14 protein-coding genes and 3 pseudogenes are annotated in these 11,596 nt (G+C 60.3%); 7 read left to right on the top strand and 10 right to left on the bottom strand.

Going from position 1 to position 11,596, the window contains the following annotated elements:
- Positions 1–1,073 precede the first annotated feature (1,073 nt).
- The 4 genes and pseudogenes from EN990_RS32995 to EN990_RS32985 all read right to left on the bottom strand — a co-directional run.
- Positions 1,074–1,367: a hypothetical protein gene (locus EN990_RS32995; protein ID WP_164754994.1), complete on the bottom strand. Its 294-nt coding sequence runs from the start codon at positions 1,365–1,367 to the stop codon at positions 1,074–1,076.
- Positions 1,364–1,942, bottom strand: coding sequence for a spore coat U domain-containing protein (locus EN990_RS36855; protein WP_263499185.1), 579 nt, complete (start codon positions 1,940–1,942; stop codon positions 1,364–1,366). Before EN990_RS36855 ends, EN990_RS32995 begins: the two co-directional genes overlap by 4 nt.
- A 127-nt stretch (positions 1,943–2,069) precedes the next feature.
- Complete coding sequence (locus EN990_RS36850; RefSeq protein ID WP_245487238.1) at positions 2,070–2,309, bottom strand: spore coat protein U domain-containing protein; 240 nt, start codon at positions 2,307–2,309, stop codon at positions 2,070–2,072.
- 14 nt (positions 2,310–2,323) lie between these two features.
- Positions 2,324–3,478: pseudogene (locus EN990_RS32985) on the bottom strand (fimbria/pilus outer membrane usher protein); the annotation flags it as partial.
- An 89-nt stretch (positions 3,479–3,567) separates the two neighbouring features.
- Here EN990_RS32985 and EN990_RS32980 point away from each other — a divergent pair.
- The 6 genes and pseudogenes from EN990_RS32980 (at position 3,568) to EN990_RS32960 (ending at position 8,232) form a co-directional block, all read left to right on the top strand.
- Positions 3,568–3,966, top strand: a complete 399-nt coding sequence (locus tag EN990_RS32980; RefSeq protein WP_127366653.1) for an MAPEG family protein — start codon at positions 3,568–3,570, stop codon at positions 3,964–3,966.
- A gap of 1,212 nt (positions 3,967–5,178) precedes the next feature.
- Positions 5,179–5,430: pseudogene (locus EN990_RS32975) on the top strand (DUF2269 family protein); the annotation flags it as partial.
- Between the two features lie 501 nt (positions 5,431–5,931).
- On the top strand, positions 5,932–6,078 hold the full coding sequence (locus EN990_RS36440) for a hypothetical protein (protein WP_245469235.1): 147 nt from the start codon (positions 5,932–5,934) through the stop codon (positions 6,076–6,078).
- 14 nt (positions 6,079–6,092) lie between these two features.
- The gene (locus EN990_RS36435; protein WP_245469234.1) at positions 6,093–6,284 is read left to right on the top strand and encodes a hypothetical protein; all 192 of its coding nucleotides are present in this window, start codon (positions 6,093–6,095) and stop codon (positions 6,282–6,284) included.
- Positions 6,285–6,498: 214 nt separating this feature from the next.
- Positions 6,499–7,674 (top strand): zinc-dependent alcohol dehydrogenase, encoded by a 1,176-nt coding sequence (locus EN990_RS32965; protein WP_127366655.1) that lies wholly within the window; start codon positions 6,499–6,501, stop codon positions 7,672–7,674.
- A 9-nt stretch (positions 7,675–7,683) separates the two neighbouring features.
- The gene (locus tag EN990_RS32960) at positions 7,684–8,232 is read left to right on the top strand and encodes a hypothetical protein (RefSeq protein WP_127370476.1); all 549 of its coding nucleotides are present in this window, start codon (positions 7,684–7,686) and stop codon (positions 8,230–8,232) included.
- Positions 8,233–8,555: 323 nt separating this feature from the next.
- Here EN990_RS32960 and EN990_RS32950 read toward each other — a convergent pair whose 3' ends face one another.
- Entirely contained in the window at positions 8,556–8,759 is a 204-nt protein-coding gene (locus EN990_RS32950; RefSeq protein WP_348629904.1) for a hypothetical protein, read from the bottom strand.
- Between the two features lie 31 nt (positions 8,760–8,790).
- On the opposite strand from EN990_RS32950, the gene EN990_RS36430 reads away from it, so the two are divergent.
- Complete coding sequence (locus EN990_RS36430) at positions 8,791–9,024, top strand: methyltransferase domain-containing protein (protein ID WP_245459419.1); 234 nt, start codon at positions 8,791–8,793, stop codon at positions 9,022–9,024.
- 68 nt (positions 9,025–9,092) lie between these two features.
- Here EN990_RS36430 and EN990_RS36425 read toward each other — a convergent pair.
- The 5 genes and pseudogenes from EN990_RS36425 to EN990_RS32925 all read right to left on the bottom strand — a co-directional run.
- Positions 9,093–9,188: pseudogene (locus EN990_RS36425) on the bottom strand (alpha-hydroxy-acid oxidizing protein); the annotation flags it as partial.
- Positions 9,149–9,316, bottom strand: coding sequence for a hypothetical protein (locus tag EN990_RS36845; protein WP_348629905.1), 168 nt, complete (start codon positions 9,314–9,316; stop codon positions 9,149–9,151). The pseudogene EN990_RS36425 and the gene EN990_RS36845, both read right to left, overlap by 40 nt.
- A 59-nt stretch (positions 9,317–9,375) precedes the next feature.
- On the bottom strand, positions 9,376–9,621 hold the full coding sequence (locus tag EN990_RS36420; RefSeq protein WP_245461906.1) for an alpha-hydroxy-acid oxidizing protein: 246 nt from the start codon (positions 9,619–9,621) through the stop codon (positions 9,376–9,378).
- A gap of 553 nt (positions 9,622–10,174) precedes the next feature.
- The gene (locus tag EN990_RS32930) at positions 10,175–11,092 is read right to left on the bottom strand and encodes an NADP-dependent oxidoreductase (protein WP_127367358.1); all 918 of its coding nucleotides are present in this window, start codon (positions 11,090–11,092) and stop codon (positions 10,175–10,177) included.
- Positions 11,093–11,248: 156 nt separating this feature from the next.
- Positions 11,249–11,596: nitroreductase family protein (locus EN990_RS32925; protein ID WP_206526369.1), on the bottom strand; the 348-nt coding region annotated here is incomplete at its 5' end.

The following is an 11,596-nucleotide window of genomic DNA, read 5'->3' as shown; positions in this document are numbered from 1 at the left end:
AGCTAATATATACCCAACTCTGGTGCCTATGGTGCTATCGCGCAATGGCCCTGACGGGCAGCCTAGGCCATGGGGCTTAGTTGCGGGATTACCGTTTTGCGCGTAGTTTGTAGATCTGGTTGTTTGGGTCCCTCCTTATGACCAGTGCCGGTCGGCACGGTCACCGTCACCCTTGCTTGGTAATCTGATCGTGCCGACCTACCCTTTTGACATAGAACCGCACCCCCTTTGGCAATTGAAGCGCCTGGCGAACGGGCGGCATGAAACTCATCCGAATGGCGTCACGCTTCGTCGCTAGGCGATGTGTTGCCGCCGGATCAACGTCAACTGCGGTTCGAGCTGTAGCGCTGGGAGCAAGACGCCCAGGAGTTACCATTGGGCTGCGCACGCTGAAAGGACGGGTTACTCCCGACGCGGCGAAGTCAAATCCGAGGATCGCAAGGGCCTTCAGCTGTCTGCTCGCGCCGAGTCCCTGCGATTCGTCTATCGACCGCTCGCCGAGATCCTGGTCGCGGAGCCCCTCGATACGATCCTGCAGCGGGTAGAGAGCACGATAGGCGAGCCTGCCAAATCACCATCTGTCGATGCGGTCGGCGGGAAGATTGAAGCAACGGTTAGAAGTCACCCCGGGCGACCCTACGGTTCAGGTCAATGCCGTTCGCAGGCCAACCAGATCGTCGGCATGTCCCATGTCCAGACCTTCAGCCGGCGCGCCCCACGCATCAGCCGCCAGGCCGGTGAACACGTCGAACACCGTCCAGCTTCCACCTGGCTCTTGCCTTAAAGTCGTACCGCTGCTGTGCCATGGGTCATTCGTTCAGCTTCCGATCCAGCTCGTCAAGCATGGACCGATGCTGCTCGGTCACATCCCAATCTGCTGGACCTCCCAGCAGTTGGCGGATTTGACGGCGCAGCGTCTCTGAAGTAATCCACGACCGAATGAGACGCGATGTAGCCTGCTGTTGCTCGGGAGAAAGCTCTTGCATGGTTGGCCCGCACGGTTAGACCGAGCCCAACCCCTTTGTGACCTTAATGGTTCCCGATGGATTGCCTGAAGAGAGTTGGAGCAGCAGCTACTCCGGCGCGACCGATAGAAAAAGTTCATCGCCGCGAAGGCCGGCTTTGTAACGTGCAATCAGGCTTTCGGCAGCCGTCGTAGCTTCGGGGCTTTCGCGGTTAATGCCGCGCAGCTCACAAAGCATATCGAACAGCCCCTGGAGAAGAGACAGTTCCTCCGGCTCGAAGGTGCCGTTCGCGATGCTTGTTACCAGCATGATCCCTGCCCCTGCATTGGCCGGATCATTCGAGCGGGTCAGGTAAATGTCAATTCGGACCAAGGTCTTGTCGGAAAGGCCTTCATCGCTCAATAGGTCACAGTGACGACAACCGTGTCGGTGTATACGCCTGCGGAAGGAGTAGCCTGCGGCGGGACGCGACCATAAACCGTGAAGACTTGCGGGACCCCAGTTCCAGTTCCCGGCACTGTGCTGCCGGGCACGGAAGCGTCGCCCCAAGGCTGAGTTCGATCAGCATTCTTGCAGAGGCCATAGGTCACTGTTTCCACGCCTTTCGACATCTTGCGAGTTGTCGGCGGCGATCCTGTCGTGCCGCCATTCAGCGAGACCGTGTAGGCCGCTGCTGGTGTGCAGGTGACTGAGACCTGGCCGGTGGCATCAACATTGCCGTCAAGTACCCCCTTTGATCCAAATTCGATGTTCTGCGTCGATACAAGGCAGTTGGCGGCGACCGTCGCATTGATGGTGAAAGTCGGATCAGCCGCCACCGTACCGGAGGCGGTACTGCAACTGCTGCCGGAGGTATAGCGATAGCGAAATTCGATCTGCGCACCGGAGAATGTCGAAAGGTAGGTTCCAGGTGGAACGGTTCCCTGCCCTCCGGCCACGGCGCCATAAATAGTCGCCGTTCCAGTGGCTGAGCCCAATACATTTGGGGGTCAATGCCAGTGCCGGAGGGCGGGAAGCGTAGGCCCAGGCAAAAGAACCCCAAACCACGCTGCGTGCCGAGTCGGGATAGAGCTGATAGTTGAGTGCGTTGGCTCCGCTAAACATCTAGCGGGCCGTCGCCGACGACGCGCCGCCTGTGCCGGCCGCAAGATGCGCACAGATCAGGATGCGCTGACCGACAATGCCGCTGCAATTCATGTTGATGGTCGCGGTCGTGTTGGTCTGACTGCCCGAGAGGGTGTCAACCAACCCGAAATTCATGTTCGAGACGCTGAAGCTGCAGCTTTGCGCCAAAGCGGACAACGGAAACATGGCAAAGGCCATGAAGATGACAAGACGGAGCATTCGTTCTCCCATGTTTACCTGCATGCCACGTCCTTGATTGCGACTTGCTGACCGGGTGCGGGCGTGTAGAAAAAATCGGCCTTGCAGGAGGTGCCATCCAGACGATCGATCACGACCGTGTTCTGTGCGCTTAAGCCTCGAATGTACGCCTCACCATCGTAGCCGATGACAAACTCTTCGGAGCCAGCCTCCATGCGCCCCTTCAGGCCGGCTTCCAAAGGGGTCCCTGTGCTGTCGACCAGAGTGACGACCGCTGCTTCGGGCGCTTCCGAAACACCGAACTTCACCACGACCCCCCTGCGATCGGCTGGCATCACGACTTCCTTGGTTGCCGGAACGTCCGCATTCACTGGCAGATTCTTTGGATCGATGGAGACCGTGTTCGGTTCGTAGGAGTTAAGCCCGGGGACCAGGATGCGCCCTTGCCGATTGGTCTTTCCCACCGGCCTGTTCTGGAACTGGACGTCGACATCAGGAGCGCCGACTTCGACCACGGCGAAAGCATCGTCTATGCGATTTGTGGCAAAGACCCCGCCGCCTGCCACGGCAATCGCGCCATCCATTTGCGCAGTTGCCCGCACGTCCTTCCCGTATTGTTGGACGCCAGCCTCGAAGCGGGCGAAGCGCGCGCGATAGCTTGCTGCGGCCGACCGGTTGGGCGTGTCGCCTTCCGAGGTTCGTGCTCGCCAGCCAATGCTGCCGTCTTCCAACCGCTCCGACTTGGCGATGTCGGCGACGACATTCAGGCCGTCCGGTCCCTGCTCTATTCCCGTGGAAGCGGTGATATCGTCACCGAACGGAACCGATAGGCCGGCCAAGACTCCAAAGCTGCCGCTATCCTCAAGGTCGGTAAAGGCAGTGGCATAGAGGCTGCTTCGCTTGAATATCTGTTGGCTGTAGGAAAGGCCAACGATCTGGCTCTTCTGGCCTTCGGCACTTTCAAGATGCGTATAGGAGAGATTGAGGCTGGAAAAATCTATCGGCGCCGGGATGCTGAGCGTGAGCTGGTCTATTGCGCGAGGCACGCCCGCGCTGAAGATCGGCACGTCACCGGGCTCTGACAACGTCGGCTCTGCCGTCACCGCGGCGATGTCATCATAGTCGCCGAAGGCGCGTTGGATGCGACCGTAGATCGACCACCCTTCGTAGCTCATTTCCAGAGACGCGTTTTTGCGCTATCTACGGGCTTCAGGCCGACCTGCTTCACATGGCGACAACCTTTGCTTGCCTGCCTGTTCCGCGACGAGAGGAGGCAGGCATGGAACGGTATTTCTCGGTGGCTATTGTGACGCTGCTTTGCAGCCTAATGATTTTTGGCATGGCGCTGACAGTCGCCAGAACCCACAAGAGGACGGGCGTTCTCGCCCCGACCATGACTGGGGATCCGCTGCTTGAGCGGACAATCCGCGCTAATTCAAACTCGATCGAATGGCTGCCGGACTTTCTTCCGTCGATGTGCCTTTTCGCGGTCTACTGGAGCGCGCCATGGGCGGCTGCACTGGGACTGCTTTGGATAATGGGAAGGATTGCCTACTTCATCGGTTACCTGTCGGCACCGCTGAAGCGGTACCCCGGCTTCTTTATTCAATCTTTCGCCGCATTCGCCCTGCTCTTAGGCGCTCTTGGCAGGATCATATTCTTGATGCTGCAGGCATAGGTTGGGCGCTCAAGCCTTGCCACGTCACCCTCTGCTATCGGGCGAGAGTCTCAGGTAGGTGACCACGGAACGGTGGCTTTGCCAACGGCTCCCGATGTGTTTCAGCAGTGCGTATTTAGAGGTCACTTCGAGTGACCTTTCGCTTCAACTCGACAGCGTTCAAGAGGCGAACAAGAGTCCGGGCATAGCTTAGCCGGAGCGCCCACGGGTCTGCTGGCTGCCCAGTCAACACGTTAAACACGGTCCAGCTTTCGTTGGTTTCTTTTCTGAGTTCATGTCTTTGGTGAGTCACCGTCGCTAGCCATACATCAAGCAGTGATCGATGATTTCGTGTGTCACGGGGCAGCTTAGCAACGGGCGAAGCTATCGGTGGTTCCGGCGAAACGAATACGAAGCAGGCGGTTGGACCGGCGTCGATTCAACGGCTGATGTCACAATTGATGACTTGGAATGCGCCAGAGGTCGTCAGCGCGTGAGATAGAATGACTGACGGCTAACACCGCCTCGCCCTTCCTGCGCGATAGACTGATGACCTTCAAACGCATGAGCTGACTCGCAACACTGCGATTCAATTTAGCACACGTTTAATTAGCTCCGGAGCATTTTAACGAATCGTTGACCGCGCTGTCCCATTATAGGACGGCGCGGTCAAACCCCAACCGGACTGCGCAGGCGGCTCCGGCACTGAAGCGCCCGCCCAACTGTCGGAGCCGCCACCCACACCAACATACCAGCAATGGTTGAATCAACCGTTACCGCATGTGCTTTCCAATGTGCTTCCCTGATCGTTAGACTTTGACCGAGCGGACGGGAATATGCGCAGAACAGTTCGGTAACATTTGAGACAAGTCGATGGATATGACGAGCAATCCGATCTTGGTGGATCAATTCCCGGCAAGCTCTACAGCGGCGAGCCCAAGAAGGATATTCCTACATCTGTCCGACGTGCGGTCAGCAGGTCGACATGCGTGACCTTCGCCAAGGCGCTGGCCGCCGGTTGTGCCGCGCCGCCTCGCTCTGGTTTCCTGACATTCCGATCGCTTGTCAAACGATCCAGCCCACATGCCGCACTTCCGCCGGGAATCGGGTCCATGAACATCGCGGATCCCGCCGATCAGGTTCCTGAGCTGGCGCTGCGTCCATGAGCGGCGCAGGGGGATTTGATCCTTGCACTGAACCGTCCGAGGCGGTCTGCGAACAACTCGCCGTCCGGCCGGCATCGCCTTGTTCATGCTGCTCGCCCATCAGACCGCAAATTCCGCGACCATCGTAACGGTCGCACGCATCGCGTGATCGCTGAATTCGTGTTCACTGCAACCGCGGTGGTGGCTCATGCCCTCGCCTGGCATTCCGCCTATTCGCCGACCGAGGGGTGGATTGCGCTTTTCGATCCTGCTTTACCTCATTACCGGCCTGTTCTGGCTTCCAGTCGTGTGGATGCAGATCGAGATGCGCGATCTCTCGCCCTGCAGGCCGCGGCAGCGAAGCAAGCTCCACCACAGCGCTGCAACACCTTGGCACGTTCCGCCATTCCAGAAGGCGGCTACGACGACATGAATGCCATCACCATCTCCACCATTCTGGTTGTGGTCGCCCTGCGCCCACGGGCACATGGCCTATAACTTCGCCGTGACCTCATCCCCTTGAGGGAACAATCAGACCGAGCCCCAGTTTGACCCAAACAAACACGGCCGATGGTTCGATGGAGGCATGCCATGAGATTTCCACACAGCACGACGGCCGCCGCCGCCACTTTCATAGCCCTCACGTCCCCGGCGCTCGCCCAGTCAAGCGGAACACCGGCACCCACGACGCCTGCACCCACGACGGCGACCGAACAGCCCGGCGCCGGGTCGAACGCAAACGGACAGGGGGGTGAACAGACACGCGAAATAATCCGCCAGATGGTTGAGCAAGCTGTCCGGGAGAGGATGCACCAGGATCGCGGTTCTGAAGAAGCTTTCCGTGACGAAGATAGCCGCAACGACCAGGGCGACCGCAACGGGCATGCTGACCCCCCCGATGAAGCTAGCCGGCATGGCGACCATTGGCGAAATCGTGGCGACTGGGGCAGAGGACACAGAATGGCTCGACACCGTGGTCACCAAATGATGCGCGGTGCCGGCATGCGACTTATGTTCGGCCTGTTGGACACGGATGGCGACAGGTCACTGTCCGAGGCCGAGGTTCAAAGCGCGGTCGGCAGGATGTTCAATAGCATCGACGAGAATGGTGACGGCAACATCGATCTAGACGAAATCCAGTCCCTCCTGCACGGCTCCAACGTGCATGGCACAAACAACGAAGACATGCCGTAGCTGCATCAAGACTGAGGAGCCGACTTCAGACGGAGCGGCAAGCGAGTCGCGGTCAGGCGAAGGCGCCGTTTGGAATGGCCCAAAATATTCTCTCAAGCTCCCGGAACATAGGTCGGCCATTGCGGTTCGACAGGCGGCGGGCACGGTCGATGAATAGCATGGCCCGCTTGCCAAGCGCGGGTCCCGATCGACCTTGCCAACAGAGGAGCGGGCTATGCGTGCGTTGGTCTGGCACGGTAAGGAAGACATACGCTGCGATCAGGTCTCCGATCCAGAAATTGAGGATGAACGGGACGCGATTATCAAGGTGACGAGTTGTGCCATCTGCGGCTCCGACCTTCACCTTTACCACAACTACGTGCCAGCCATGCTGCCAGGCGACATTATGGGCCACGAGATGATGGGAGAGGTCGTGGAGGTCGGCAGGGGCGTCAACGGCGCTCTGAAGAAGGGAGACCGCATTGTCGTACCGTTCACCATAATCTGCGGTGAGTGCGACCAGTGCAAGAGACAGAACTTTTCGGTTTGCGAACGTACGAACCGCAAGAAGAACCTCGGCGACAAGGTGTTCGGGCACACCACCGCTGGTCTGTTTGGCTACACCCATTTGACGGGCGGCTATCCCGGGGGACAGGCGGAATACCTGCGGGTGCCGTTCGCCGACGCCACGCACCTAAAGGTGCCTGACAACCTTACCGACGAGCAGGTTCTCTTCCTCGGCGATATTTTTCCCACCGGATGGCAGGCCGCGGCACAGTGCGACATAGAGCCTACGGATACGGTTGCGGTGTGGGGCTGCGGCCCAGTCGGGCAGATGGCAATACGCAGTGCCCTGCTGCTCGGCGCCAAACAGGTGGTGGCGATCGATTGCCTGCCGGAACGGCTTTCCATGGGGGCGGCCGGCGGTGCCATCACCATTAATTTCGCCGAGGAAAGTGTCGTCGAACGGCTGCAGGAACTCACCGGCGCAAATGGCCCGGAGAAGTGCATCGATTGCGTCGGCATGGAAAGCCATGTCTCGCTGGCCCAGCCCGACACCGTCTACGATCGCGCAAAGCAGTTGATGCTGATGGAAAATGATCGACCGCATGTGTTGCGCGAGATGATCTATGTCTGCCGGCCGGCCGGCGTGATCTCGATCCCCGGCGTCTACAGCGGGCTGGTCGACAAGATTCCGATGGGACAGGCGATGAACAAGGGCCTCACCTTCCGCATGGGGCAGACCCATGTCACCCGTTGGACCGAGGATCTGCTGCGCCGCATCGTGGACGGCCAGATCGACCCTTCCTTCGTCATCACCCATACCGTCGGGCTCGAGCAGGGACCCGAGATGTACAAGGTGTTCCGCGACAAGCAGGACAGCTGCATCAAGGTTGTTTTGAAACCGTAGGGAATCGTCATGAACGTGGTCGCTAAACTCACCAACATCACCCGATCGCCTGGCGATCCCAAAGTGCTGCAGGCCGGGCCGAGTGTGGCCGATGCCTTCGATGGCCTTGCCCGCAAGCTCGGCTGGTTCAGCATCGCGCTGGGTGTCGTCGAGCTGGTTGGTGCCGAGCGGATTGCCGGTGCGCTCGGCATGAGCGGCAAGCAAGATCTCATCCGAGCCTATGGGGCGCGGGAGATAAGCAGCGGCATACTCTCGCTTTCCGTGGACAAGCAGGCTGGGCTTTGGAGCCGGGTGGCTGGCGACGGCCTGGACATCGCGACGTTGCTGTCAGCTTATCGGCATGACAATCCAAAGCGCGACAACGTGGGCATTGCGCTTGCCGTGGTCGCCGGCATCGCTTTGCTCGACATCATCGGTGCGAAAGGCGTCACCGCGCGCCACTCTCGCAGGGGGACCAAGCCGCGCGACTACAGCGATCGCAGCGGCTTTCCCGCAGGCACTGCCGCAGCCCGCGACTTTGCCCGCTCTGAGCGCGGCCAGGAGTCCGGCGCCGCCTGACAGAGTTGCCGAAACCTTCCGCTATAAGCTAGTCTGGGTTTCCAGCCCTAAAACCAGGTTACCGATTTTGAGCTCGAGCGAGATCGTAGCCGCGCAACTTGCTATCGACCCGGCCCCATCCTGCACATGCCGATTTCTACGCCGGATGCGACCTGCTCGACACGCCCCAGGCGTGGGTGGGGCGCAGTGCCTGCGAATTCGCCGATGGCGCTGACGATTTCCCGGCCGTCAGCATCGGTGATGATGGTGGCGTAGCGGGTCCGCCAACTTCCCGCCGCCAAGGCGGGTTTTTTGTTTCTGCCCCTTCGCGATCAAGGCTCCGGTCAGGCAGTTTCGAGACGATGACGGCCAGTGACACCAATCTGCCTTCGCTCAGGCTGCGGATGTAGTTCTTGCGCAACCGCCCAGGGCAAGGGATAATTCGGCTCGCCGGCAGCCAGCACGGCTTCGGTCCAGATCAGTTTGCCGCCCGGCTTCAGAACGCGAAAAGCCTGCCCGATGACGGCCGCCTTGTCGGCGATGTTCATGCCGACATAGAAGCAGATTGCCGCGTTGAATGTGTTGTCGGCGAAGGGCAGTTTCGGTCTTGCCCCCTCGCCCACCGACCGGATCCTTGATGTCGGCAGCGGCATTGGCGGCCCGGCGCGCTTCCTGGCCGCCACCTATGGCTGCCAGGTCGATGGTGTCGACCTCACACCAGCCTTTGTCGAGGCATCCGGCCGGCTGACCATGCTCAGCGGCCTTGACGAGAAGGTTCGCTTCCACGAAGCCGACGCGGCGCGACCTCGGTAATCTGGTGAAGCCGATGATTGCCGGGAGGGTTGGTTCGAGACCGCGATGGCATCGACACCCGTTCCGATCGCCCGCTCGGCATCCTCAGGATCGAGGATGCTCTTCAGAATAAGCGGCAGGGTTGTCAGCGAACGCAGCCAGGCAGTATCCGCCCAGGTCGGCATGGCCGCCGCTGCGCAGTGCCAACTTTGAGCACGCCGGTGTTCCGGTCCTTGAAGTATGGCGTTGCGAGGCCGTCGGGAATTATGAATCCTGCCCGGAACTGCCTACGGCGATCGCCTGGCGTCGGCATGTCGACCGTCACACAGATCGCCTTTGCGCCAAGTGCCGCCATGCGCTAAGAGTTGGCCATTAAAACCGCGATTGCTTTGCCAATAGAGCAGGAACCAGACTGGAGACTGGCTCACCGCCACGCCATCCTCGATCGCTGCATCGCCGTGGTCCCCAAAGTGAACACCGCTTCCGCCACTCCGGCGCCGCGCGCCGCCGCCACCTCGCTTCCGGATGCACCAGCCGCAGATATGCTATCGGGGCCAGGATGATCGGATGCGGCAGACTTTGCCCGAAGAGCGTGATCCCGGTATCAAGTCTTGTCACACGCGCAGCACGTGCCGCTTTCCCAAAGGCAAAGAGATACACCTCCTACTGTGTCAGCGCCGTTATCGAGGGGCGCTTGTTGAAGTCGCACTTGCCGGTGACGCTGTAGAAGAAGTCGGCATTTGAACACAACGTCGGCACGGTTGTGCCGCCGTCCTCCCAGGCTTGATAGCTGGCTACACCACAAGGCACGATGGTGAAGATGTCGACCTTCTGCCCAGTCGGGGTCTCGGTCCCCTACAATTCTCAGCATGTTTCTACTCCCGACGGACATTAGCCTTCGCGCATATACCACGCGACGGCAAAGCAAGGTCTGAAGCTATCGATCAATGTTTAATCGTCTCTCGCCGCCATGCCTGGGTCTTTGCCTCCAGGCTTCAGATTCAACAAACAACGCAGTATTGGATCAAAATCTCGCCAGCTACCGGGATTGCTGCAGGCAGACGCCACCGAACTCGAACTCCCAAGATGCAACCACATCTGACGCCGCGGCGTTTGCCGCGGACCTTCGGCTTTCAGGAGAAAGAGGAGCTGCCCTCTCTCCCCCGAGTCCTCACGCCCGAACGCGGATGATCGTCTTTCCCGAACGTCGCTCTTTCGAGTTGAAAGTTGCAACGGCGTCGTCGAGGGCCGCGACTTTGCCGATGTTCGTCCTCAGTGTTCCGTCCCGCACTCGCTGAATTATCTCGTATAGCTGGGTGCGATCGGTCTCGACGACAAAGTCAATCGCCAGGCCATCCGCTGGCCGCACGTCGGTAGGACCGACGACGGTCACCAGCGTGCCTCCGGCCCGGATCAGGGCTGCAGACCGCTTCTGAATGCCGCCGCCGATGACATCGAACACCAGATCGACGCCGCCGACGTCTTCCAGAGAGTCGTTCTCAAGATCGACGAATTCATTTGCGCCGAAGTCGAGCGCCTTCTGGCGGTCTGCAGTGCGTCCGGTGCCGATGACGTAAGCCCCGGCCTCCCTTGCAAGCTGCGTCACCATCGAACCGACGGCACCGGCCGCACCATGCGCGAGCACGCTTTGCCCCGCCTGAAGGCGGCCATGCTGGAACAGCCCCTGCCACGCGGTCAGGCCGGAGATCGGCAGGCTCGCACCCACCGTGAAGTCAACGTCGCCGGGCAGCGGCGCGAGATTGCGAGCTTCCATAGCGACATGCTCGGCGAGCGTGCCATCGCGATGCCAGTCTGCGAGGCCGAATACGCGCTGGCCGATTGACAGCCCCGTAGTGCCGTAGCCAAGCGCAGTGACCACACCGGCCATTTCATGGCCGAGGATCGATGGCGTCCGGTCACGAAAGGTTCGATCAGCCCAGGTCGAAGGCCACTCCAGTTCGGTGTTGACGAATCCCGCCGCATGAACCTCCACAACAACATCGTTTATTGCCGCCCGCGGCTCGGGCCGCTGTACCAGCTTCATCCCGGCCTCTCCTGCAGCCTGGTCCGTCACTACGATCGCTTTCATGGGAATTGTCTCCTCCGACATTTGTGTTGGGGTAATTAGCGGGCGTGGCAGGTCTTTCGAGCTTTCACGCGTCGGCTTCGCGTCCTCCACGACGACCTTGAGGTCCCTGCCTGGGTTCCTCGGAGCTCTCGCGCGCCCGCGAATCCAGGATTTTCGTTATGCAAAGTCCAGCACATCGGCCACCGGCATGCGCGGCTTCTGCGGCCAGTTGCCAGCTCGCTCCGGTCCGACGGTCAACAGCATGACCGGCACTTCGTCTTCGGCCAGGCCGAACTCGCGGTGCACGGCTTCAGCGTCGAAACCAATCATCGGCGTCGAACCCAGGCCCAGCGACCGGGCCATGTAGATGATCGCCGCGGCGCCAAAGGTCGCGGAGCGCACGGCTTCGTCGCGCTGGCGCTGCGGCTGATCGTCATACAGACCGCGAGCGGGGATTTCCCACTCCGGCACCAGGTGCGCCGGCATGATGCCGGCTTTCACCACGGGTGCCAGGCGGGCTGGAAC

Source organism: Mesorhizobium sp. M7A.F.Ca.US.005.03.1.1 (genome assembly GCF_003997975.1).
In the GTDB taxonomy this organism is placed as follows: domain Bacteria; phylum Pseudomonadota; class Alphaproteobacteria; order Rhizobiales; family Rhizobiaceae; genus Mesorhizobium; species Mesorhizobium ciceri.
The sequence above is the reverse complement of the archived record's forward strand: the minus strand, read 5'-3'. Positions and strand labels throughout refer to the sequence as shown.

What these genes read in the sequence shown, in the direction of transcription:
- EN990_RS36850 (WP_245487238.1), bottom strand. Translation starts at nt 2,309, where the DNA reads ATGCTCCGTCTTGTCATCTTCATGGCCTTTGCCATGTTTCCGTTGTCC.
- EN990_RS32980 (WP_127366653.1), top strand. Translation starts at nt 3,568, where the DNA reads ATGGAACGGTATTTCTCGGTGGCTATTGTGACGCTGCTTTGCAGCCTA.
- EN990_RS36435 (WP_245469234.1), top strand. Translation starts at nt 6,093, where the DNA reads ATGCGACTTATGTTCGGCCTGTTGGACACGGATGGCGACAGGTCACTG.
- EN990_RS32965 (WP_127366655.1), top strand. Translation starts at nt 6,499, where the DNA reads ATGCGTGCGTTGGTCTGGCACGGTAAGGAAGACATACGCTGCGATCAG.
- EN990_RS32960 (WP_127370476.1), top strand. Translation starts at nt 7,684, where the DNA reads ATGAACGTGGTCGCTAAACTCACCAACATCACCCGATCGCCTGGCGAT.
- EN990_RS32950 (WP_348629904.1), bottom strand. Translation starts at nt 8,759, where the DNA reads ATGAACATCGCCGACAAGGCGGCCGTCATCGGGCAGGCTTTTCGCGTT.
- EN990_RS36845 (WP_348629905.1), bottom strand. Translation starts at nt 9,316, where the DNA reads ATGCCGACGCCAGGCGATCGCCGTAGGCAGTTCCGGGCAGGATTCATA.
- EN990_RS32930 (WP_127367358.1), bottom strand. Translation starts at nt 11,092, where the DNA reads ATGAAAGCGATCGTAGTGACGGACCAGGCTGCAGGAGAGGCCGGGATG.